Origin of the sequence: Aeoliella straminimaris (assembly GCF_024054565.1) — a bacterium.
Taxonomy (GTDB): domain Bacteria; phylum Planctomycetota; class Planctomycetia; order Pirellulales; family Lacipirellulaceae; genus Aeoliella; species Aeoliella straminimaris.
The window spans coordinates 153,361-175,634 of sequence record NZ_JAMXLR010000024.1 but is presented as its reverse complement, the minus strand read 5'-3'; the positions used below and the strand labels follow the sequence as shown (position 1 = coordinate 175,634).

Here is a 22,274-nt window from a genome sequence, read left to right as displayed (position 1 = left end):
CCCCCGCCGCGGATCGTTCTAATAGAACTTCCCCCCTGCCCTGCTTGCCTGCGGGGCGACGTTCCTTCCGGATGATAGCCGTATGACTCATTCATCGATTCTGAATTCCCGTTCCAAGCTGCTGTTATTGCTCGCCTGCCTAGCGTTCGCACTGGCGGGACATTCAATAGCCGAGTCACCCGAGGGGATCACCTGGCCCGAGGGGCAGTTGTTGCCGCACTTCCAGACACCGGCCGACGCGCTGGATGCCATCGCCGTGCAATCGTTGACGCCCGACGAGCAACTCACCTTTGCGGCGCTCGCGGGGCACGTGAATCGCAAGCGGCCACGGATCTGGCTCATTCAGCGGCGGAGCGAAGAAGGCTGGGACACCTGGCTCGAAACCTGCAACTGGAAGCTCGGCGAGACATTCAACTATCGCAACAAATTCGACCTGGTGGCTCGCTACGCCGGCGAAGTGCGAGGCCTGGTGCTGTACGATCCGAGTAAGAACGCCCATCTGCGAAACATGGCCGCCACCGTGGCCGGACTGCGCAAGGCCCTGCCCGTTACCGAGAGCACCCTCGAGCGGTTGCGCGATCAGAAGATCGATCTGCCCGTGCTGGAGGATCTTTCGCAGTTGGAACTGCCAACCGCCATCGACGTGTACGAGCACTTGCACGAACACTACTGGCCAGAATGCGAGAAGCGTTTTCTGTTGAGCGCCCGCCCCGCAGGTCGCGGCGGCGATTACCATCATACTCGCGACCTGGCGGCCGCGTGTGGTGCGGCGGCCGTATGGCTCGATTGCCGCGAACCGGCCGAGCGGGAGCTGTTCGAGAAGTTTCTGGCCGACATGCCGGCGGGCGACGCGGTGATGCTGGGCTGGTACACCACTGAGCGATCGGGCGTGACCACGGCTACCAAGTACGGCATCGGCACCATGCCCGCCGACCACTTTATGAACGCCACGGTATTTGCCGGCGGCAACCACGATGTGCCCGTACCCGAGGTACCGCCGACTCCGCCACTCGAAAACAAACTGTACGTCTGCATGTTCTACAGCGACGGCGACAACATCCAATACGTGCAGCACGCCATGCGGCGGATCTGGGATCGCACTGCCGAGGTCCGCGGGCAGATGCCGCTCAGCTGGACTATCTCGCCCGGGCTGGTCGACATCGCGCCGGGCCTGCTGCGTTACTACCGCTCGACCGCCACGCCGAACGATTGCCTGGTCTGCGGCCCTTCGGGCATGGGGTACCTGATGCCGGTCAACACGCTGTGGGAAGAGGGCGCCCCCTTGGGCACCATGCTCGATTCCGAACCACGCATGACGGCCTACGCCAAATTGACCTCGCGTTACCTCCAGCGGTCGGGCCTGCGAGTAGTGACCGTCTGGGACAACCTCACCGAAATGCAGCGCCGCGTGTACGAGCATAACTGCCCGTCGCTGTTGGGGGTGACCGTGCAGAATTTCAAGGATGATCCCTCTGTGCGGTCAAGCGTGGTGAACGATCGCCTGAAGTTCGAACGGCTGGCCATCTGCTACTGTGGCTCGCAGGAGCATTTTCAACGTTCGCTCGAGCGACGCCTCGCTCGCCACGACGGCAGCCGTCCCGAGTTCGTGAGCTACCAGGCCAACGTCTGGGAGGAGTTGCAACCGGAGAAACTGGTGAAGCTGGCCGAGGAACTGAAAAGGCAGCACCCCCAGCTCGAATTCGTGCGGGCGGATCATTACTTTCAGTTGCAGGCCGAGGCGCGCGGTCAATAGCTTATCGAAACCCTCTTGTAAGGCGTAAACCATGGCCGAGATCTCCGTACCTCAAGTGGTGGACGAGGCCGACGAGATTACCAGCCGACCTACGGCGCAATCGCTGAGCGCGATTGAAGGTCTCGATGGCGATCTATTGATTCTCGGCGCCGGCGGAAAGCTCGGTCCTACGCTCGCGGTCTTGGCGCAGCGTTCGATCGATCAGTTGGGCACAGGCCAGCGAGTCTTCGCCGCAAGCCGGTTTTCTAACACCCAAGCACGCTCGGCACTCGACAAGTGGGGCGTCGAAACGATCGCCGGCGACCTGTTCGATAGAAATTTCCTGGACAGCCTGCCTGATTGCGCCAATGTGCTGTTTCTCGCGGGCATGAAGTTCGGCACCTCGGGGCAAGCCGCCACTACCTGGGCCGCAAATGTGTTCTTGCCGGGCCTGGTGTGCGAGCGGTTTCGCGTTAGCCGCCTGCTGTGCTTTTCGACCGGTAACATCTATGGACTGGTCGACCACCAGGCAGGCCACGGGTCAACCGAAACTAGTCCGCTCGATCCGGTGGGCGAGTACGCCAACAGTTGCCTGGGCCGCGAACGCATCTGCGAGTACTTCAGCCAGCAGTATGACACGCCCACGGTGATCATCCGTCTCAACTACGCGACCGAGTTTCGTTACGGGGTGCTGGTCGACATTGCTACCAAGGTGATGCAGGGCGAACCGGTCAACCTGACGATGGGGTACTTCAACGTGATTTGGCAGCCTGACGCCTGCGCGATGACACTTGCCAGCCTGTCCCATGCCAGCAGCCCACCGTGCATCTTGAACTTGACGGGCGGCGAGAAACTCTCGGTTCGCGAGGTGGCGACTCGATTCGGCGAATTGCTTGATCGGGACGTCTCGTTTACCAGCGAGGAATCTCCCTCGGCATTGCTCAGCGATTCGCGCAAGTCGCACGAGCTCTTGGGCGCTCCGCCGACCACGCTGGACGAGATGATCGAAGCCACCGCCCAGTGGGTATCCCGCGGCCTGCCAACCTGGGGCAAGCCCACCCACTTCGAAGTGCGGGACGGCAAATTCTGACCGCTTTCATTCCCTGCTGGCAGGTACCTTTCAAGTGTCGGACACATTCGAGGCATTACAGAGCGGCCTGGTGATTCCCGCCCATCCCTTGGCGCTCACCGAGTCGAAGCAGCTCGACGAGCGGCGGCAACGTGGGCTTAGCCGTTATTATCTGGCCGCGGGCGCCGGCGGCCTGGCCGTGGGGGTGCACACGACCCAGTTCGAGATTCACGAGCCGCAGACTGGTCTGCTCGAGCCCGTCCTGGCGCTCGCTGCCGAAGAGATGGACCGCGCAGAGCACGCTAGTGGCAACCGCCTGGTCCGCGTGGCAGGCGTTTGCGGCGACACGCTTCAGGCGACTCGCGAGGCGAGCATGGCCCGCGACCTGCGATACGACCTGGGGCTCGTGTCGCTGGCGGCGGTTGAAGACAAGTCGGTCGCAGGGCTGCTTGACCATTGCCGCGCCGTGGCGGAGATACTGCCGGTGTTTGGTTTCTACCTGCAGCCCAGCGTGGGCGGCATCGATCTTTCCGTCGAGTTTTGGCGCGGCTTCTGCGAGATCGAGAATGCGAAAGCGATCAAAGTGGCTGCCTTCGATCGCTACAGGACGCTGGATGTCCTGCGAGCAGTGGCCGAAAGTGGCCGGCAAGACATCGCGCTCTACACAGGCAACGACGACAACATCGTCGTCGACCTGCTCACGCCCTACGAGTTCCATGTAGCGGGCCAGCAGAAGCGAGTGCGTTTTGTGGGCGGACTGCTGGGACAATGGGCCGTGTGGACGTCCAGGGCCGTCGAGCTGTTGCAGCAGTGTCGCGACGCGATGAACGACGGGCAACTGAACCCGCAGTGGCTCCAACTGGCGGCCGAGCTCACCGATGCGAACGGCGCCATCTTCGATGCCCACCACGGTTTTCACGGCTGCATCTCCGGCATCCACGAAGTTTTGCGGCGCCACGGGATGCTCGAAAACATCCATTGCCTGTCGCCCCACGAGTGCCTGAGCGCGGGGCAGATGCAAGAACTCGACCGCATCTGGGCTGCCTACCCGCACCTGCGGGACGACGAGTTCGTCGATCAACACCGCGACGAATGGCTGCGAGGTTGACCGCTGCCAAACACCCGACGGGGGGGCAGCCTCCTGTATACTCATGGCGCAATCGCCCCGTCCGCCTGTTGCTACGAAGAGAGGTCGCCTATGGACCCCAACCACGTGCCCGTTGCCGACTCGTCGCCCTATCACGACGCCCTTGCCGAATGCGCGGCCCATTGGGCGTTGGACCTGGAGGACACCGAGCTCATCCGCGATGGCATCAACCATGTGTTCGGCACCGTATCCGACGCTGGGCAGCCGGTAATCATCCGTATCAGCGATGGGTCGGTCCGCGAACGGAGCGAACTTTTGGGCGAGCTGCTGTGGCTCGATCATTTGATTCGCCACGGCTGCACGGTGACCACGCCCATCGAATCGCGCCGCGGAGAGTGGCTCGAGACCATCGAGCTCGACATCGGCGAGATGCACGTTAGTTGCTTCAAACGTTTCGCTGGCCAGTCGGTGAACCCGGCGACCAATCCCGCGTGGAACGACGAGCTGCTACAGAATCTGGGTCGCGAAATTGCCCGCGTGCACCGCGCCTCGGACGACTTACAGTTGCCTGCCGACGAAAATCGCAAGCCGTGGTGCGACGATAAGGAGATGCAGATCCCCGATCCGCTGCTCCCCTGCTACAACCCGCGAGTGACGGAAAAGATGGCCGCGTTTCTCGAACAGGTGAAACAATGGCCGACACCGTCGCGACAGTTCGGCCTGGTGCATCGCGACCTGCATGCGGGCAACTTCCTGGTGGAAGATGGCCGGATCGAGATCATCGACTTCGACCTGGGGTGCTATGGTTGGCGGACGTGGGACTTTGTGGTGCTGCTGTTCGGTCACTACTATTATCCCAGTCTCCGCGTGCCCCATGCGTCGCCGGAGCTTGCCGGGCATGTGCTCTCGAAAATGGTAAGCGGCTACCGCGAGGAATACACGCTGGAGCGCGAGCAACTCGACTCGCTGGACGAAGTGATGCTGCTACCCACCATCCTGAACTATCTGGTTACCAAACCGGCTATTGAGCATTGGCAAACTGCATTTGGCAACCCCGCCACCACGGTAGCGGAAAGCTTGGCATGGATCGAGCAATTCTGGCTCTCGGGCGAGAGAATGGACATTGATACGAGCCAGATCTAGCCAACGGCTAAATTGTGGATCGTTTCTCGCCAGGCATTTAATTTCTTCTGGTCCGAAGTCACGCTTAGCGCCGCCAAGCCTACCCCCTATACTCTAGGACCTTTTTTCCGGTGGTGACGGTTCGTAGCCCCGGGCTACCGATCGCGCCGACCACCGCAGAACAGTAGGAGATGGAACCATGCACAAGGCAGCAGTTGCGATTTTGCTTGGCACGCTACTCGGCATGACGTCCTGCCAACTCGTCCAGGCCGCCGGCTACATCAAGTTCGATGGGGTCGATGGCGAAAGTACCGACGCGGCACACCAGGGATGGTCCGACCTTTCCCGCTTTCAGTTCGACATCCTTCGCCCCTTCGACAACGGCAGATTAGGTCGGGAGTCGCTCTCCACCAAATTCAGCATGCCAACCGACAGTGCCTATCCGTTTCTCACCAACGCCCTGATGCTGGCGCGGTCTTTCGATTCCGTGCAGGTCGAACTGTGGGACGACGACCAGCTGATGACCAGCTACGAATACGAAAACGCCCTGACGCCACAATTGTCCGTGACCTACTCGGGTGGAGCGCCGGGACAACTCAACGGCACCCTGGTTTCGGAGAGTCTCACGCTGAGTCACTACACGTACGATTCCCGCGATGGATCGCTGTTGGACGTCGTAACATTTGAGTACGACTTCTCGTTCCCTGCAGGGGCCGTGAGCGCGGGACCACTGCCCGGCGATTACAACGGCGATGGCACCGTCGACCAGTCCGACTACGGACAATGGAAGTCCCAGTTCGGCACCATTCCCGTGCCAATCGGCTCGGGCGCGGACGGTAATGCCGACGGGCTGGTGGATCTGGCCGACTACAACGTTTGGCGCAACCACTTGGGATCGACAACGACGCCGTCCATGGCTGCTACCGAAGCGGTACCCGAGCCAACCCCCCTGGCACTTGCTATCTTGGGGATTGTGGGTGTGGCACTTGTGAGCCGGCACCGAACCGAACCGTTGGCGTAGCTACCCGTGCGAAAGATCACCAAGACTTACTGCGACCCGCTCGACCTGGTATGGCTGCACGCCGCACGGCAGATGGGCATGCGAGTGGAGCGCAGCGCGGAGGTGAACGCCTCGTGGGATGGCGCCGGCGTGCTGACGATCGGCACATCCGAGACGCTGGACCCGGACGACTCGCTGGCGCAGATGATTCTGCACGAAACGTGCCACGCCCTGGTCGAGGGCCCCGCCTGCCTGACGCAACTCGACTGGGGCCTCTCGAACACCGACCCCGCCAAGCGGGTGCACGAGCACGCCGCCTTGAGGCTGCAAGCAGCACTGGCCGACCAGGTTGGCATGCGAGCATTTTTCGCCTCGACCACCATGTTCCGCGCGTACTACGACCAGTTGCCCCAGGAGCCCCTGGCCCCCGGCGACGATCCGGCCATCGAGATGGCCCAAGCCGCCTGGCAGCGAGCGAAAGAAGGTCCCTGGAGCAAGCCGCTCGACGAAGCCCTGAACCGCACGGCTCAGATCGCCCAGGCGCTGGAGGGCGCGACGCCGGACGAATCGTTGTGGCATGGGCAGGGGTCGGGAGCGTAGCCCGTCGGCACGGCCACCACGTCGATTACCCGGACTCGTGAGGCGGTTTCCATCGCCTCCAGACCGCCCAGTTCACGCTGGCTCCGAAGAACGCGCCCAGGTGGACGACGTAGGATCGCCAGGCCACCATAATGTCGTTTGTCGTGCCGCTCGACTGGTAGTTTGCCGTTGAATTGTTGCCGACGGTCTCCGCGATGACGATCTGCATGACCACGCACATGACGAAGATGCCGGCCAGTCCACCATAAACCAGCACCCGCCAGGTGTGGGCTGACAGCACAAAATTGAGTGCGACAACAATCCCGGTAAGTATCCAGCAACTCACCGCAAAATCGATCTGCGTGAGAGCCAGGGCGGCCGAAAAGGCAGCAACAAAGCCTAGGAGGAATCGGAGTGACATGGTGTTCCGGCATCCTTGTGGCGTCAAATTCCTTGCCCAGAAAACCCTAGGATGTGCCCGCTGATCCGTTTGTTCTCGGGGATGAACAACTTGCACCCTATCATCCATCCAGCCTGGCTGACAAGAAGTTGTCCACCCTGTTGCTTGACTAGGGTGTGGTCCCCCAGCGACGAGAACACCGAGCGCAGGACTTCGGCTGTTCGCGAACATTTGTGTGGATTCACGGACCGCGAACTGCCGCGATTGGCAGTGTTCTCATAGATGTAAAAAAAATCGCCGTTGAACCTGCGCTGCGATTTGGTCCAATAAGGGTGCGGCGCGTTCTGTGCGTTTGTGGTGGGCGATGGGCATGGTGCTGGAGACCGGTGGTCACATGCTGAACCGCTACGGTTCTGCTCCGGACGCAGCATTTGATGATGTTGGTGTTTCGGGTTCGCCCACGCCTGGGTGCCTCACAGGGTTTTGGGCCAAAGGGGTTTTGGGCCAGCTCGCTGCACATGTGGGGAACAACATCAAGAGTTTTGGGTCCCTGCCGATTCAGAATACCCGAAAAAACAAGCGTTTTTGTCACTTGAGTGGGACCAGAACGCTGAGGGTTTTGGACCCATGAATGTTTGTCCCCCGGTACTGGCCCAAATCTCCGGTGCTGAACCAGGCCACGTGAAGCCGCGGCACAGCAGCAAAACCCCGTGCTTGATGCCAATAAAACGGTTGTTGCAGGAGCGAGGCAAATCCTCACCGAAGCGTTTCGGTATACTAGCAGTATTTCACTCCCCCAGTTCCCCCTGATCCCACCATGCGCCAGTTTGCTCTGCTTCTGATCCTTACGTTCTTCGCCAGTCTGCCCCGCGTCGTCGTGGCGGACGATGATTGGCAGCAGCTCTTCAATGGCAAGAATCTCGACGGGTGGTACGCCAACTTCGACCCCGATGCGTTTGGCGTGAAGGACGGTGCGATCCGCATCCAAGGTGTCGAAAAGCGGGCCGCTCACCTGTTCTACGTCGGCGATTCGGAGAAGACGCCGGTGAAGTTCGAGAACTTCGAATTGAAAGTGATCGCGCGGGCCGAACCGGAATCGAACAGCGGGGTGTTCATCCATGCGGGGCTCGAGCTGCGCAACAAGTGGCGACACCTGGAGAAGGGCTACGAAGTCCAACTCAACAGTTCGACCAAGGAGCGACTGAAGACCGGCAGCTTGTACGCGGTGGTCGACGTCACGGAGTCGCCCGTCGACGAACGGGAGTGGTTTGAGATGCTCATTCGTGTCGAAGGCAAGCGGATCCGCGTGTCGATCGAGGGCAAGCAGGTGATCGACTACACCGAACCGGACGACGTAAAACGCCCCGCGGATCGCAAAGGGCGCGTGCTGCAGCCCGGCGGTGGCGGCATTGCCCTGCAGGCGCACGATACCGAGAGCGTGTGGTACTTCAAAGAGGTAGCCGTGCGGCGATTGCCGTGACATGGCAGGCTTTACGCAGTCGGCAAAGCTTGCCAACACGCTATCGCTTCGCCAGAAGGTGCCAGCAGCGCGGCGGCCGGCTTTTTTGTGCGTGCTAGCAGCGAAACGCTGAACCAACTGGCGGTGACTTCCGAACTAACGGTGATGGAACACTGCGCGGCGGGAGCGCCGCATGGCAGTTTACTTTTCACGGACGATGAACTTGCACCAGGCTGGGTCTTTCCGCTCACGGCTGCGCGTCGCGCGCCTACGCCAAGCGGAACGGACCACGAGCGAGGATAGTCCGTGTCTGAAATTACAAAGCTATTAGCAGCCGCCGGTTTGATTTCGGCTGGTTTCTTCGGCGCTTCGATGTTTGGCTCGCCAGACTCGGGCGGCACCTCCACCGGCGCGCCAGGCGATTGGACACCACAGCGGTTGGTGCCTCTGCAGAGCGATACCACCGCGGTGGCCGTACCCCAATTGCCATCCAATTGGGACGAGAACGTTGCACCGGCCTCGCACAACGACGGCAACCAGTTTGCGCTGGGAGCTGGTGGCCCCGTGACGAACTCGGCGCCGAGAGAGCATTCGGTTGCTCGCCAGACTTGGCCCAACAGCGATGCCAACGGGGCCGCGCCGGTTGGTTTGCCGGAGATTCGACGCACGCCGACAGGCGCCTCGGTGGCAACATCCGCTGCGGCGAGTGATCCACAGGCACCCTCGTTGACGCCGCCGCCACTGTTCGAGACTCCTACCCATGCATCCCCGCTGCGGCGAGCGACCTTCCCCCCAAGAATGAGCACCGAGAACGCGCCAGCCGTCAGCACACCGCCGCCAGCGACGGACACTGGTCCCAGTATCACGCTGCCAGATTTCGAAACCCGCAGCGACTGGCCCAACAACTGGGGCGCGTCCAACGAAGTCCGCTCGATGGCGCCGCTTGGTTCGAATCCTCCTGAAGACAACGGGGAATTGGTTTGGCACGTCGTGAAGGACGGCGACCGGCTGCCGGACATCGCCCAACGATACCTGGGGGATCCGCAGCGAGCGCGGGAAATCTATGAACTGAACCAGGATCGCCTGGAGAATCCCGACCTGCTACCCATCGGAGTGGAACTGCGAATCCCACAGCGGCGGACTTCCCCCAGCGTGATCAGCGTATTCGACTCCCATGGCCCCGCGGCGCAGCAGTACGCACCGCAAAGCCGCCTGGTGCCGCTGCCGGAGTTGCCCGAGTCGGTCCAACGGGCACCACGAGCCCGTCTGCAACCGCCGGTGAGCGCATCGCTAGTGAACGCGCCGTAGATGGGACGCACTGGTCCCCTGCCAGGCAAGGCTTCTGAGGGCACTGGCGAAAGACTAGTCGCGGCCGCGTTTGAGCCAATCGAAGTTTTCCTTGGCGACATGCGCGTTGAGGAACTTGATGATGGCCAGCTCGGCACCAGCACCGCCTTGAGTCAGCAGCTTGGTGCCTTGCAGTTTGGTGTTCGGGCCCAGCAGCGCCAGCGAATTGGGCACACCTGGCTCCAGGTCGTCGGGCTCGGGGTGATAACGTTCGAGTTGCTTTTCGATCCGCTTGGCGTCCGCCAAGTTTTTGCGTTCGTCACCACCGTACATGACCAGTACCGCAATGTGCTCCCGCACGCCCGGGTGTCGGAGCGCCTTGTTCATTTGCAGCCCCTTGTATGACCACTCAGGGGAGATAAGCACCAGGCCTTTGACGTCCTGTCCCTGCTTGCCGACGGCCAGCGGCGGGAAGCTCCAGTCGAGCATCGACCAGTTTACCGCCACCGAGGCCCCCAGGCTGGCGCCGACGATGGAAAGTCTGTTGAGATTCAATTCGCCAGCATCGTTCTTCTCGACCAGGAACCTCCTCACGGCGTTCATATCGAACTGCACCATGGCTCCCAAGTCGTTGCGGTCGAGCTTCGCCGCATCGATTTCACGAGCGTTTGCGCCCAGCCGTTGTTTGGTACTATCGCCATGGCCGCGAAGGTCGACCGTTAGCACGGCGAACGAGTCCCATTTGAATCCTGCTTTGTCGTCGTTGCCGCCCGCCTGCATCCGTTTGGCCAACTGGTCATACACGGCTCGCGAGTCTTTCCAATCGGCCAACATCACCACGGGCGTGGCGTCCTTACCGGCGGTGCTCTTGTAGTAGGTGCCTACAAGTTCAACCCCGTCCTTGGTCTTCATGTTCACCACCAGCGGATCGGGCACCTTGTTGTTGGAGCTCTGAGCCATTCCAGCGGGGGCGAAAACTACAGGCGACACCATGGTGAGCGTCAGGATGGCAATAAAATGGCGAGAAATCATCGACTTTCGATCCGAAAAGCGGGTTGCAGAGTTTTCTGGCACGTTCGAAACGCAGATTGGAAGAAAAACCCGCGTTCTACCGTTTATTATAGCAGATGAAGCATTGGCGGTGTAATAACGTCCGCGACCGGTGGTCGCTAATAAAACAGTTGCCGGTTTGTCCCGAATTGCCGACAATAGTAGAAGTTCGTCCCTTATCACCGTCGCTATTCGCCTCGCGTATGAATCTCGTCGAAAAACTTCGAATCTGGTGGTACGAGCTCACCGGCTCGGACGAACTGCCACTGGACCGCGAGGTGACGTCATGGCTGGTGAGCCTGACGTTGCATCTGGCTGTACTGATTCTGCTGGCAACACTGGCCTTCCTGCTTCCCAACAACGACCAGTACATGATCACGTCGGTGCCGCTGGACGTGGAAGAGGACCTGCTGCCGGAGGAAGTGCACTTCTCGGAACTCACGCCAGTGGAGATTGGCGCGCTGGGCAACGAGTCGGTCACCAACGCCGAGGCGGCGGCCCCGATCGAGGCCGATATCTCCGAGATCCTGACCGAAATCGAACCGATCAGCGTGATTGGCGAAATGCCGGCGCTGGATGCCAACGTCAAGATGCTGACTGCGCCCAATCCCAGCGACACCATGTTGGTCAAAGGCACCGGCAACGTCGGCACTACCGCGGCCGTGGGGGCCATCGATCGCATCACCAACGAGATCCTGCTGTCGCTGGAACAACGTCCCACTTTGGTGGTGTGGTTGTTCGACGAATCGGGCAGCTTGCAGTCGCAGCGAGAAGCGATCTCCAAACGCTTCAACCGCGTTTATGAGGAGCTGGGCGTCGTCGAGGCTGCCGGTAATCCGGCATTCAAGCACGACGAAGACAAACCACTGCTGACGGTCGTGGCGTCGTTCGAATCGACAACCACCGTGTACAACAAGAAACCAACCGGCGAACTGGAAGAAATCCAAGACGCCATGCAGGCGATCGACGAGAAGGCCGCCATGATCTACGAGAATCCCGAGGCCGCCTCGGGACAGGAGAACGTGTTCGGCGCGGTCGCCCAACTGGCCAGGGAGTACCGCAAGTTTCGCACCAGGGCGCCGCAACGAAATGTGATGCTCGTGGTCTTCACCGACGAGTCGGGCAACGATTTTCAGAACGTCGATCTGGCCGTGGAAACCTGCAAGCGGAGCGTTATACCGGTCTATGTCGTGGGAGTACCGGCACCCTTCGGTCGCCGGCAGGCCTACGTGAAGTACGTCGACCCCGATCCGCGGTACGACCAATCGCCACAGTACGTTCCGGTGGACTCGGGCCCCGAGTCGCTGATGCCCGAGCGCATCAAGCTGCATTTTCTGGGACGCAACGACGGCGACGAACGGCTGGAGTCGGGCTTTGGCGCCTTTGGCTTGGCGCGATTGGCCTACGAGACGGGCGGCATTTTCTTCTCGGTCCACCCCAATCGTCGCGATGGCCACGTCGGGCGCGGCCAGATCGACAGCATGACCACGCACCTGTCGCGGTTCTTCGATCCGCTGGTGATGCGGAACTACCGCCCCGACTATATCAGCGAAAGTGAGTACCGCAGCCGCCTGGCAGGCAACATGGCCAAGGCCGCGCTGGTGCAAGCGTCGAGCCAGAGTTGGACCGAGCAAATGGAGGACATTCGGCTGCGATTCCCCGTGGCGGACGAGGCGGAACTCGCACGCAGCCTGTCGATGGCACAGCGCGAAGCCGCCAAGCTGGAACCGAAGCTCATGCAGTTGGTTGGCACACTCGCCCAGGGCGAACGCGATCGCGACGAGATTACCGAACCCCGCTGGCGGGCCGGATACGACCTGGCCATGGGTCGCGCGCTGGCCGCCAAGGTCCGCACCGAGGGCTACAACACCATGCTGGCGATGGCCAAGCAGGGTATGAAGTTCGAGAAACCGAACAACGACACCTGGGTGCTACGCCCCTCCAACAAGGTCACCACCGGCAGCGTGCTGTCGAAGGAAGGGGAAAAAGCCCGTATGTACCTGGAGCGTGTGGTCGAGGAACATGGCGACACGCCATGGGCCTACCTGGCGGCCAAGGAGCTCGAAACCCCCTTCGGCTGGGAGTGGACCGAGACGTTCACCAACGTTATCGCCCGTCGCCAGAATCAGGGCAACGGCAACGCGAATCCGCAACCCCGCATGGACAACGTGCCACCCAAGAAGCCAAAGCGACCGGTGCCGAAGCTGTAGGCCAGATGCGGTAGGCTGTAGGCCACTTATACCATTGGGTTGGTGGCCTAATGCCCCCGCACGGTGGCAGTTGGATTTACTAGCGGTTGGCCAGGGCGTCCAGGGCGAAGTCGGCATTGGGGTCATGCTTGTAGAAGTAGACCGCGATGCGACGCGCTAGAATGCCGATGTACTCACGCTCGAACTGCTTGGGCGCCTTGTCCTGAATGGGAATGGCGCTGTTTTGCGGGAAGAGCACCTCGCCCAGGTCTTTCTCCCACAAGATGGAGTTGTTGTCTTCAACGTCATACAGGGTGATTTTCAAGTCGGCCGCACCCTGGTACAGCGTCTTGCCTTTGTACAGATCGAAGTGCTCCAGGTCGATCACCAGCAACTGCTCGGCTTTCACGGCGCCGCCCAGTTCTTCCATGTTGTCCCAATCGCTCTCGTCCATCCACTTGTCGACTTCGCGCGAGTCGACCATATCGATCTTGGGAACATTTTCGCGAAGCAGTTGCGTGACGTTACGCGCCAGGATGCGCGACGCGCCCGCGTGACTGTATTCACTGGACGAAGGTGGACGGCAAACCACCACCACGCGTTTGCCTTCGAGCTTGTCGCACACGGCAGGCACCACGTTGCCCCCCTGCAGAACCCAGATGCTGGTAGCCAACAATTGGTGACACCCAGTCGAGGGAATCAGCGACAACAGCATCAATGCGACGGCCATCTTGTGCAGCGTGCGTCGCGAGCAGGGAGAACGGTCCATCGTTTTCCTGAGGGGTCGGAGGTTCAGGGGCAGCCAAGTCCTGCTACCCTTTTTCAGTGGAAAAGTACTTCGTGCTATGGAATCCGTTCCAGTAGCAGCGCAAGTCCCGTGTGACGCATCCAGTCGAAAACGACTACCAGAGCCACGACGACGAGGGCGGGTAGTACCAAACTGGCGGTGGGGCGTAAATAGCACCATTGCCCGGCGGCCGCACTTGCTAGCAACCAAGGCACGCCCGCCATCGCCGCGATACACAACATCACCCCGCCCGGGTTGGCAGCCACGGCCCCTGGCAGGTCGCCGTTTAGAAGTCGCGCCCACGCGGTCGTCATTCCGCATGAAGGGCAGCGCACGCCCCATTGCTGGACCACAAAGCACTCGCCCAAACCAAGTTTTTGGTGAGTGCCGTATCCCTGCGAACTGGGCTCCAGCCTGGCGGCGGTCACCAGCAGTGCCAGCAGCACGAGCGCGAACACCACTAGCACGACTCGCTTGTGGAGGGAGAATAGCGGCGGCGGAGAAGGCATGCTCATGGGGCTGACCGGCGACAAGTAGCTTACCCGCTATTCTTGCACGTTCCGGCCGAGATGTGCAACGAACTATGCTTCAGCCAGCCAGTTCGGCGGCCCGTTTCTCGTCCACACACACCCGACGGACGCCGGTGGCCAGACCTGTTTCCTCATCGACGTCGACGATCGTACCATTCAGCCGCACGTCCTGGGTGGCTACATCGAACGGCACGGGGCGGGAGGTCAGCGTGCTTTCCAGCACCCGATCGATCCGGCGACCGATAATGCTCTCATGCGGGCCGGTCATGCCCACGTCGCATTGAAAAGCGGTACCGCCGGGCAACACGCATTCGTCGGCCGTGGCCACGTGGGTGTGGGTGCCGAGCACGGCGCTCACCCGGCCATCCAGATAGCGACCCATCTGCTGCATTTCGCTGGTGGCTTCGGCGTGGAAATCGATCAACCGCACTTTGACATCCGTTGGAATCTCCGCCAGCAGGGCATCGGCCGCCCGCCAGGGACTGTCGATGGGATTCATGAACAACCGCCCCAACAGGCAGGCGAACGCCACGGGTACACCGGAGGCCGTCTGTACCATCGCCCACCGCGGGCCCACCGCTTCCTCCGGCAGGTTGGCCGGGCGGACGATGTTCCGTTCCGATTCCAGCACTTTGTAGATCTCACGGCGGCGATAGACGTGATCGCCCAACGTAAAGGCATCCACGCCGGCCTCGACCAACTCGCGATAGTTAGCCGGGGTGAGCCCAGAACCGCCTGCCGAGTTTTCGGCGTTGGCGATCACCAGATCGATCGACTCGGCCTCGACCAGCGGCCGCACCGCCTGCCGCACCACTGCCCGTCCCGGTTTGCCAACAATATCGCCAATAAACAGTAGTCGTACCATGCGAAACGTGAACCCAGATCAAAAGGCGTGGATCGTGTGGTGATTGTGCGGAGCCGCCTGCGTGGAAGTTACTTGGCGGTCTCCGTAAAGCGGCTTTCACGGATCATTGTCACTTTAATTTCGCCTGGATACGTCAGCTGTTGTTCGAACGCCTGGGCGATGTCGCGACACACCTTGGCGGCCGATTCGTCGGTGGTCTGATTCGTGTTGGCAATCACACGCACTTCGCGGCCTGCCTGAATGGCAAATGCCTGACTCACACCATCGAAGCCGGTAGCAATGGATTCCAATTCCTGCATCCGCTTGATGTACCGATCCAGCGTCTCGCGGCGTGCTCCCGGGCGCGAAGCGCTGCAAGCGTCGGCCGCAGCACACAGCACTGTGTAGGGCATATCCGAGCGAATGTCGTCGTGGTGGCCCAGCGCGGCGTGCACTACCACCTCGTTTTCGCCGTAACGCTTGAGCAGGTCGGCACCAATCTTAGGATGGCCCCCTTCGGTATCGTGGTCGGCCGCTTTGCCGATGTCGTGCAGCAGGCCTGCACGGCGGGCCAGATCGCCATCCATGCCCATCTCTTCGGCCAGCATGCCGGTAACGAAGGCCACTTCGATGGAGTGCCGCAAGACGTTCTGACTGTAGCTGGTGCGATAACGAAGCCGGCCTAGCAAGTGAATCACTTTGGCGTGCAAGCCGTGGACGTCGGCCTCCTGAGCGGCCTCCTCGCCGAACTTGACGATCTGCTTTTCGACCTCTTTCTCCGTCTCGGCGACCAATTCCTCGATGCGACTGGGATGGATCCGCCCATCGGCGATCAGCTTGGCCAGCGATAGCCGGGCGACCTCCCGACGCACCGGATCGAACGCGCTGACGATCACCACGCCGGGGGTATCGTCGATGATCACGTCGACGCCGGTGATTTTCTCAAACGCCCGAATGTTCCGCCCTTCGCGGCCGATAATACGGCCCTTCATGTCGTCGTTGGGGATGTCGACGGTGCTGGTCGTGGCTTCGGCGGTGTGGGCAGCGGCGAATCTCTGCAGCGAAGTGATGAGCATCTCGCGAGCCTTGGGCTCAACGGCTTCGGCAATGGCTTGCTCGCGTTTCTTGATCAGCAATCCCTGTTCGTGCGACAACTCGGTATCGAGTTTCTTGAGCAGAAGCTCTTTGGCCTCTTCGCTATTCAACCCACTGAGTTGATGTAGAGTCTGCCGCTGCACGTCCAACAGGTCGTCGAGCTCGGCCTGTCGGCGGGTGGCGTCTTCCAGCTTTTCGGCAAGCTTCCGCTGGTTGCTCTCCACCATTTTTTCCTGCTTTTGCAGTTGTTCGCTGCGTTGTTGCAGGTTGTCGTCCGCTTTGTCGAGAGTCCGCTCGCGTTCGTGCAGTTCTTTGCGGACTTCAGACAACTGCTCTTCGATCTTGGCCTTTTCCTGCAGGGCCATCTCTTTGGCCTCAATGCGGGCCTCTTTGAGAATCGCCTCGGCTTTCTCCTTGGCATTATCCTCCGTTAGCTTCGCCAGTTTCTCCACATCTCGTCGACGGAGATAGTCAATGAATTTGACAGCGCCTAACATCGCGAGCGCCGCCACCGCGGCAAGCCCGAAGGCGGCTGCCTCGCTCATGGCGCCTAACAGCAACAAGCTGCCTTCCATTCGATCACCTTTCTACAACGGAACGTCTATGCTTAATCGCCGGCGGTTGGGCGCGAAAAAGGACGTCCACGCACGACGGGTAACGGCCTGAGGGACGTAGTCGTAGCGCTACCGACCAGAACCCTGGCCGCAAGGCAGAGAGACCGTCGCCACTCGCACCATCGACGTGCGGCAAACGGTCCAGAATTGAAGAGACTAAGCGGAATGTTGGCCACGGTCTGGCGGACGCACCTCGACACTAGCCAGCTGGAACTGGCCGGGCCGAAGCAGGGCGCCAAGTTCGTACCAATCGCGAAAAGCTCGTGCCAACCAGCTATAACGCCAGTGGGCCCTCGCCCTTGCGAAAACCTCTGGCCACCAAAGCCTCACGCCAGACCAACCCGTCGACCGAGCCGCAAAGCGGACCGCACGCGGTGATCTTGCGGGCTTGGATTGCCACGCGGATATAGTTCGTCGCCGACGTTGCTGCGCGGTGCCGGCGGCGCGGGCAATTAGCCAGCTTGCCACTAGCAACAACAACAGCCATGCTGGCTGCGAACGTGTCGCAATACTGTTTACAATCGTGCTCAGTGTCATCAACTGGAGTACCTGCCAAGCGATTGCCCTGCGGTCGACAAAACCGCACAATCGCAACGCTACGGAAGTCCGTCAATCGCCTACGCACAGCAATTCGCCCCCCAAAAGACACTGGGGGATAGATTGCTGTAACTTGTATGCTACCAAATACTTGCCAAACCGCAACACGGGATTCATCAGGGGGTTAGCGGCAAGCAGACCCGACGTTGCAGCCGTTTCGACTCCGTTACCGCATCTCGAGCAGCAATCTCCTTCCCCCCGCAATATTATGCTTACCTCCGCCATTGAGAATGCCTGGCCCAGTAGCACCTGGCGTGCGTGCCACGTGGTGGTGGCGGTATCTGGCGGGGCAGATAGTGTAGCCATGCTACGGGCACTCGTCAGAATCCACCAACAAACACGGGGCAAAGGGCAACTCACCGTAGCGCATTTCAACCATCGTACCCGAGCTGCGGCCTCGGATGACGACGCCCAGTGGGTGGCGGAACTGGCTCGCAAACTCAACCTAGACGCCGTAGTCGACCAGGCCCGGGCCGCCGGTAGTCTGATAGCCGAAGAACAGGCCCGTCGCGCACGATACGAATTCCTCCGCTCGGTAGCCGAACAGCGAGGGGCTCGCTTTATCACAACCGCCCACACCCAGGACGATCAAGTGGAGACGGTGTTGATGCGGGCGCTGCGGGGGTCGGGAATCGATGGCCTGACGGGCATCCCAGTGGTTCGGCCGCTCGGTCCCGCCGTGACGCTGGTCCGTCCGTTACTGTCCATCTCCCGGGCGGAGGTGGAAAGCTATCTTGAACGTCTCGGCCAGGACTATCGCCATGACGCCAGCAACCTGCAGTCGCACTATACCCGCAATTGGGTTCGCCGCGACCTGCTTCCGCAGATCCGCGACCGCCTGCCAGGGGATCCCGATGCGGCCCTGCTACGACTTTCGGAGCAGGCAAGCCAGTGGCGCGATGCCATCGAGCAGATCGCCGTCAGGCTCGCGGCGCGGGCGGTACAATACGGTGCCGGCCAACCTGCTCCGACCGTACGAATCGACACGCCCCAACTGGCCGACGAGCCCGCCATCGTTATTCAGCAGGTGGCTCGCACTGCCTGGCGGCAGGCCGGTTGGGGCGAGCAAGCGATGGGCATGACCGAGTGGCAACGCCTGGCCGCTGCGGTGGTGGACGACAGTGCTAGCACCTTCGTCCTGCCGGGAAGTATCTCCGTCCGTCGGCAAGGTACCGATCTCGTGCTCGAACGGTCGTAGAACGCCGGCACCCGGTTCCAGTAGCAAACACTGCTAGCTGAGCACGGGGCAAGGTGCCATCCTCCCTCATTTCCCTTGACCCCCTGCCCTTGTGGCATCTACTATCCTGCCGCGTAAATCCGGGCTCGCCGTACGCGCAGCCCGGCAGTCGCCATGGACGGCGACCGCCCCATAGTCCCGCTACGCAAGGAAGCGATCACCATTATCTGCCGGTTGGTCAACCTCTGTTGGTTCGCCTTTAAGTGGAGCATCATTACGATGCTGCTCACGGTGGTAGTTGTTGGCGGTTACCTTTACTGGCGGCTGGACGACGAATTGCGTCGGTACGCCGAGAACCTGCTCGCCGATCACTACACCCAATTGGATGTGAAACTCGGCGCGGCGCGGTTCGAAGCGGGGCGGGGCGTCATGCTGCAGAACCTGACGCTTAGCCAACGCGGCGCCGATGGCCGCCTGCAGGTGCTTGCCGAGGTGGACGAGATGCAACTGCTGGGGGCGTTCGACATGGAGGCGCTCTCCTCGGGCGAGCCCATCGTCGAGCGCATTCGCATGCGTACGCCGCGTCTGCACGCGGTACGGCAAAAGAACGGCAGTTGGAACGTCGAGCAGCTGTTTCCGCCGCCGGCGACCAGCGAACACCCTCCCATCGTCGAGGTGGTCGGAGCCCTGGTAACGATTGACGACGGCGGCATGGAAGGCAAACCTCTGCTGCTGCGCGACGTGAACTTGTCGGCCAAATGCGTCGCGCAATCCCCCGCCGCCAGCGACGATGCCCCAACGCTGCGAACTTACCAGCTGGAAGGATCGGTGGGAGGGGAACTGGCCGATGTGTTCAACTTCGCCGGTACTGTCCGCACCGGGAGTCCGGAGTTCGATTTCAAAACGACGATTACTGGCCTCGATCTTTCCTCGTCGACCATGACCAAACTTCTCGGCCGCGTGCCACAATTGGTTCCCGTGAGCGAAGTGGCTGGGCGGCTCGATACGATCATTCAAGTGAGCCGAGGGCTGCAAGGCCCGCCTACCTGGAAGGCCGATTTTGCAGCCAAGGGCTGTCGGGTGGCACTCACAGGAGTCCACCGGCCACTTACCGCCGTGTCGGCCAAGGGTACCGCCAGCAGCGGACAGCTCCAGATCCACGAGGCCCATGCCAACTTTGGCAAGTCTCGCATCAGCCTGGCCCTGACGCGCAACGGCTGGACATCCAGTGCGCCACTCGCCCTGCGAGCCAGAGCCGAAGACCTCGCCATCGACGACACCTTGGCCGAGATGCTACCGCCGAAAGCCGTAGAGGCGTGGGACCGTTTTCAGCCGGCAGGGTACGCCGATGTGGAGGTTGCGTTGCAGTTCATCGACTCGCGATGGATTCCTAACGCCACGCTCACTTGTCGCCATGCATCGTTCACCGACCGCAAGAAGTTTGACTATCGCGTGACCGATGGCGCCGGCACGTTGAAGCTGGTCGACGCCCAGGACGGCAGCGGACCGATCTTCGTGATCGAGAGTCTCACGGGCCGCGTCGAAGGGACCCCCATCTCGATCGAAGGCCGTTTCAGTGGACTCCCCGGACTGGGGGAATGCCGCCGACTGGGGGGCGAGCCCCTGCCGCCGGTAGGTTGGCTCAAGGTCCACGGCGAACGACTCCCCATCGTCGATGCGGTGGTCGACGCCATCGAACCCGAAGAGGGAAAGGTCCGCCGGATTGTCGACGCCCTGGACGCCAAAGGACGGGTGACGCTCGACTGGAAATTCGAGCGCACCGATCCCTTCAACGAACCACGCACGACCACCGACCTGACCTTCCACGATGCCCGACTGCGGTTCGATGAGTTCCCCTACCCGCTGTCGCACATCGAAGGCACGGCCACCGAGCGAGATGGCAACTGGCGATTCGACAACCTGGTGAGCAGCACACCGGGCACCACGAGAGTGGTTCGCGCTGGCGGCACCTGCAACAAGACGGCCGCCGGACACCAACTGCAGCTAACCATCGTAGGCGAGCACTTGCCACTGGATGACACGCTCCGGCTCGCGCTACCCGAAGTGCACCAGGCCGCCTGGGAAAAAATTCGCCCCCGCAGCGGCCGGGTAAACTTCCGTGCGGACATTGGTCACCACATCGGAGTCGACACACGGCCCGATGTCCGGTTGGCAATCGTCCCCCTGCCCGGCTCGCAATCCATCGAGCCGGTCTCCATTGAGCCTACCAGCTTTCCTTACCACTTGAAGAACCTGACCGGTCGGATCGACGTGGTTGGCAACCAGGTGACCTTCAACGGTATCCAGGCCGAACACGGTCAAACTCACATCGAAACCGACGGCATCTGGGTGCCAAACCCGCTGGGCGGCTGGCGACTGGAGTTTAGTAACCTGCACGTCGACCGCTTGGAGACCGACTTCGACTTGAAAGAGGCCGCCCCCACCGAGGTCAAGCGGATCATCAGCTACATGAATCCGGCTGGCACGTTCAACATCCACAACGGCACCGTTCGCTTCTCGCAGCAGGCAGCCGGTTCGACCAACCTGCAAAGCGACTGGAACATCTCGATCGGTTGCCAGCAGAACAACCTCGAGGTGGGGGTTCCGTTGAAAAGCGTCTCAGGCATTGTCCACTTGACCGGCCAGCACAATGGCAACCTTCGCTTCACCGCCGGCAGGCTGGAACTCGACAGCGTGTTCTGGAATGGCATGCAATTAACCAACGTTCGGGGCCCTCTGTGGATCGACTCGCAAGAGTGCCGCTTGGGACAAGGCGCGTACGAGCAGATAGTCAAGAGCCAGATTCCGATCAGCAAAGATGTTACCAAGAGCATCGAGTCCGACTTGTACGGCGGTCGACTGGCGCTCGACGCGATTGTGCCGCTGGAAGCACCTTCGCGCTATCGGTTGGCACTAGGAATCAACAAATGCGATCTGGCACGCGTATCGACGGACTATTTCGGCGGCTCGGTCGATCTGACGGGTACACTGACGGGACAAATGACGCTGGGCGGCATGGGACACTCGCTGGATCTGTTGAGCGGCAATGGCCGCATCCAGGTGCGCGATGCCCAGATGTACGAACTGCCGGTCATGGCTCGCATGCTCAAAGTGCTGCGTAATCGTGTTCCCGACAAAACGGCTTTCACCGGCGTCGACGCGCAATTCAAACTCGATGGCTCGACCATCCATTTCAATGAGTTCAACCTGCTGGGCGATGCGCTGAGTTTATACGGGGCCGGCGACGTCACCCTCGATCGGCAGTTGAACCTTAAATTCTACTCCACCGTGGGCCGCAACGACCTGCACGTGCCGCTATTGAAGTCGATGATCGGGCAGGCGAGCGCGAATCTGCTGTTGATCAAAGTGACCGGTCCCATAGAGAATGCCCGCGTGGACCGGGAAGCGCTACCCGCAGTGAACGAATTCATGGAGCAACTAGGCGGCGAAGGGGTCGCTACCCCCCGACCAACGAGAGGATTTTGGAACAGATGACCGGCGGTGTGCATCAATGAAAGCTAGGCTTTAGCAGCGGCGAGCCGACCGAGGTAGCCGCGAAGGAAGGGGCGATTCGGTGACGAACCGCTTTCGCCCCACAACCACCCACCTGTGACGGACATCGCACGCCCAACAGAAAACTTCCATCCCCCGCCCCT

17 protein-coding genes are annotated in these 22,274 nt (G+C 61.1%); 11 read left to right on the top strand and 6 right to left on the bottom strand.

Features of this window, described 5'->3' with window-relative positions:
• The first annotated feature begins 82 nt into the window (after positions 1 to 82).
• From NG895_RS06430 to NG895_RS06405, 6 genes are all read left to right on the top strand, one after another.
• A complete protein-coding gene (locus NG895_RS06430; RefSeq protein WP_252851644.1) occupies positions 83 to 1,753 on the top strand; it encodes a GxGYxYP domain-containing protein in 1,671 nt (556 codons plus the stop codon).
• Between the two features lie 31 nt (positions 1,754 to 1,784).
• Positions 1,785 to 2,822 (top strand): NAD-dependent epimerase/dehydratase family protein, encoded by a 1,038-nt coding sequence (locus NG895_RS06425; RefSeq protein ID WP_252851643.1) that lies wholly within the window; start codon positions 1,785 to 1,787, stop codon positions 2,820 to 2,822.
• Positions 2,823 to 2,856: 34 nt separating this feature from the next.
• Entirely contained in the window at positions 2,857 to 3,909 is a 1,053-nt protein-coding gene (locus NG895_RS06420) for a dihydrodipicolinate synthase family protein (RefSeq protein WP_252851642.1), read from the top strand.
• Positions 3,910 to 3,999: 90 nt separating this feature from the next.
• Entirely contained in the window at positions 4,000 to 5,031 is a 1,032-nt protein-coding gene (locus tag NG895_RS06415) for a phosphotransferase enzyme family protein (RefSeq protein ID WP_252851641.1), read from the top strand.
• A gap of 178 nt (positions 5,032 to 5,209) precedes the next feature.
• On the top strand, positions 5,210 to 6,031 hold the full coding sequence (locus NG895_RS06410; protein WP_252851640.1) for a type VI secretion system tube protein Hcp: 822 nt from the start codon (positions 5,210 to 5,212) through the stop codon (positions 6,029 to 6,031).
• Positions 6,032 to 6,037: 6 nt separating this feature from the next.
• Positions 6,038 to 6,610 carry a hypothetical protein gene (locus NG895_RS06405; RefSeq protein ID WP_252851639.1) on the top strand — a complete coding sequence of 191 codons (573 nt, stop codon included), beginning with the start codon at positions 6,038 to 6,040 and terminating at the stop codon, positions 6,608 to 6,610.
• A 25-nt stretch (positions 6,611 to 6,635) separates the two neighbouring features.
• Here NG895_RS06405 and NG895_RS06400 read toward each other — a convergent pair whose 3' ends face one another.
• Entirely contained in the window at positions 6,636 to 7,010 is a 375-nt protein-coding gene (locus NG895_RS06400) for a hypothetical protein (RefSeq protein ID WP_252851638.1), read from the bottom strand.
• 796 nt (positions 7,011 to 7,806) lie between these two features.
• Between NG895_RS06400 and NG895_RS06395 the strand changes: the two genes are divergently transcribed.
• A complete protein-coding gene (locus tag NG895_RS06395) occupies positions 7,807 to 8,469 on the top strand; it encodes a 3-keto-disaccharide hydrolase (protein ID WP_252851637.1) in 663 nt (220 codons plus the stop codon).
• Between the two features lie 285 nt (positions 8,470 to 8,754).
• Positions 8,755 to 9,756 (top strand): LysM peptidoglycan-binding domain-containing protein, encoded by a 1,002-nt coding sequence (locus tag NG895_RS30535; protein WP_252851636.1) that lies wholly within the window; start codon positions 8,755 to 8,757, stop codon positions 9,754 to 9,756.
• Positions 9,757 to 9,810: 54 nt separating this feature from the next.
• Here the strand turns inward: NG895_RS30535 and NG895_RS06385 are convergent, their stop codons facing one another.
• A complete protein-coding gene (locus NG895_RS06385) occupies positions 9,811 to 10,767 on the bottom strand; it encodes an alpha/beta hydrolase (protein ID WP_252851635.1) in 957 nt (318 codons plus the stop codon).
• Positions 10,768 to 10,988: 221 nt separating this feature from the next.
• Between NG895_RS06385 and NG895_RS06380 the strand changes: the two genes are divergently transcribed.
• On the top strand, positions 10,989 to 12,995 hold the full coding sequence (locus NG895_RS06380; RefSeq protein ID WP_252851634.1) for a vWA domain-containing protein: 2,007 nt from the start codon (positions 10,989 to 10,991) through the stop codon (positions 12,993 to 12,995).
• Between the two features lie 79 nt (positions 12,996 to 13,074).
• On the opposite strand, the gene NG895_RS06375 is transcribed toward NG895_RS06380, so the two are convergent.
• From NG895_RS06375 to rny, 4 genes are all read right to left on the bottom strand, one after another.
• A complete protein-coding gene (locus NG895_RS06375; protein ID WP_252851633.1) occupies positions 13,075 to 13,743 on the bottom strand; it encodes a hypothetical protein in 669 nt (222 codons plus the stop codon).
• Positions 13,744 to 13,817: 74 nt separating this feature from the next.
• Positions 13,818 to 14,276, bottom strand: coding sequence for a DUF2752 domain-containing protein (locus NG895_RS06370; RefSeq protein ID WP_252851632.1), 459 nt, complete (start codon positions 14,274 to 14,276; stop codon positions 13,818 to 13,820).
• Positions 14,277 to 14,349: 73 nt separating this feature from the next.
• Positions 14,350 to 15,156, bottom strand: a complete 807-nt coding sequence (locus NG895_RS06365) for a TIGR00282 family metallophosphoesterase (RefSeq protein ID WP_252851631.1) — start codon at positions 15,154 to 15,156, stop codon at positions 14,350 to 14,352.
• Positions 15,157 to 15,224: 68 nt separating this feature from the next.
• On the bottom strand, positions 15,225 to 16,805 hold the full coding sequence (gene rny / locus NG895_RS06360) for a ribonuclease Y (protein ID WP_252851630.1): 1,581 nt from the start codon (positions 16,803 to 16,805) through the stop codon (positions 15,225 to 15,227).
• A gap of 844 nt (positions 16,806 to 17,649) precedes the next feature.
• Between rny and tilS the strand changes: the two genes are divergently transcribed.
• Together tilS and NG895_RS06350 are read left to right on the top strand one after the other, a co-directional pair.
• Positions 17,650 to 18,639 carry a tRNA lysidine(34) synthetase TilS gene (tilS, locus tag NG895_RS06355; protein ID WP_252851629.1) on the top strand — a complete coding sequence of 330 codons (990 nt, stop codon included), beginning with the start codon at positions 17,650 to 17,652 and terminating at the stop codon, positions 18,637 to 18,639.
• 153 nt (positions 18,640 to 18,792) lie between these two features.
• A complete protein-coding gene (locus NG895_RS06350) occupies positions 18,793 to 22,113 on the top strand; it encodes an AsmA-like C-terminal region-containing protein (protein ID WP_252851628.1) in 3,321 nt (1,106 codons plus the stop codon).
• The last annotated feature ends 161 nt before the right edge of the window (positions 22,114 to 22,274 follow it).

What these genes read in the sequence shown, in the direction of transcription:
- rny (WP_252851630.1), bottom strand. Translation starts at nt 16,805, where the DNA reads ATGGAAGGCAGCTTGTTGCTGTTAGGCGCCATGAGCGAGGCAGCCGCC.
- NG895_RS06380 (WP_252851634.1), top strand. Translation starts at nt 10,989, where the DNA reads ATGAATCTCGTCGAAAAACTTCGAATCTGGTGGTACGAGCTCACCGGC.
- NG895_RS06415 (WP_252851641.1), top strand. Translation starts at nt 4,000, where the DNA reads ATGGACCCCAACCACGTGCCCGTTGCCGACTCGTCGCCCTATCACGAC.
- NG895_RS06365 (WP_252851631.1), bottom strand. Translation starts at nt 15,156, where the DNA reads ATGGTACGACTACTGTTTATTGGCGATATTGTTGGCAAACCGGGACGG.
- NG895_RS06375 (WP_252851633.1), bottom strand. Translation starts at nt 13,743, where the DNA reads ATGGACCGTTCTCCCTGCTCGCGACGCACGCTGCACAAGATGGCCGTC.
- NG895_RS06425 (WP_252851643.1), top strand. Translation starts at nt 1,785, where the DNA reads ATGGCCGAGATCTCCGTACCTCAAGTGGTGGACGAGGCCGACGAGATT.
- tilS (WP_252851629.1), top strand. Translation starts at nt 17,650, where the DNA reads ATGCTTACCTCCGCCATTGAGAATGCCTGGCCCAGTAGCACCTGGCGT.
- NG895_RS06350 (WP_252851628.1), top strand. Translation starts at nt 18,793, where the DNA reads ATGGACGGCGACCGCCCCATAGTCCCGCTACGCAAGGAAGCGATCACC.
- NG895_RS06385 (WP_252851635.1), bottom strand. Translation starts at nt 10,767, where the DNA reads ATGATTTCTCGCCATTTTATTGCCATCCTGACGCTCACCATGGTGTCG.
- NG895_RS06370 (WP_252851632.1), bottom strand. Translation starts at nt 14,276, where the DNA reads ATGAGCATGCCTTCTCCGCCGCCGCTATTCTCCCTCCACAAGCGAGTC.
- NG895_RS06410 (WP_252851640.1), top strand. Translation starts at nt 5,210, where the DNA reads ATGCACAAGGCAGCAGTTGCGATTTTGCTTGGCACGCTACTCGGCATG.
- NG895_RS06430 (WP_252851644.1), top strand. Translation starts at nt 83, where the DNA reads ATGACTCATTCATCGATTCTGAATTCCCGTTCCAAGCTGCTGTTATTG.
- NG895_RS06395 (WP_252851637.1), top strand. Translation starts at nt 7,807, where the DNA reads ATGCGCCAGTTTGCTCTGCTTCTGATCCTTACGTTCTTCGCCAGTCTG.
- NG895_RS06400 (WP_252851638.1), bottom strand. Translation starts at nt 7,010, where the DNA reads ATGTCACTCCGATTCCTCCTAGGCTTTGTTGCTGCCTTTTCGGCCGCC.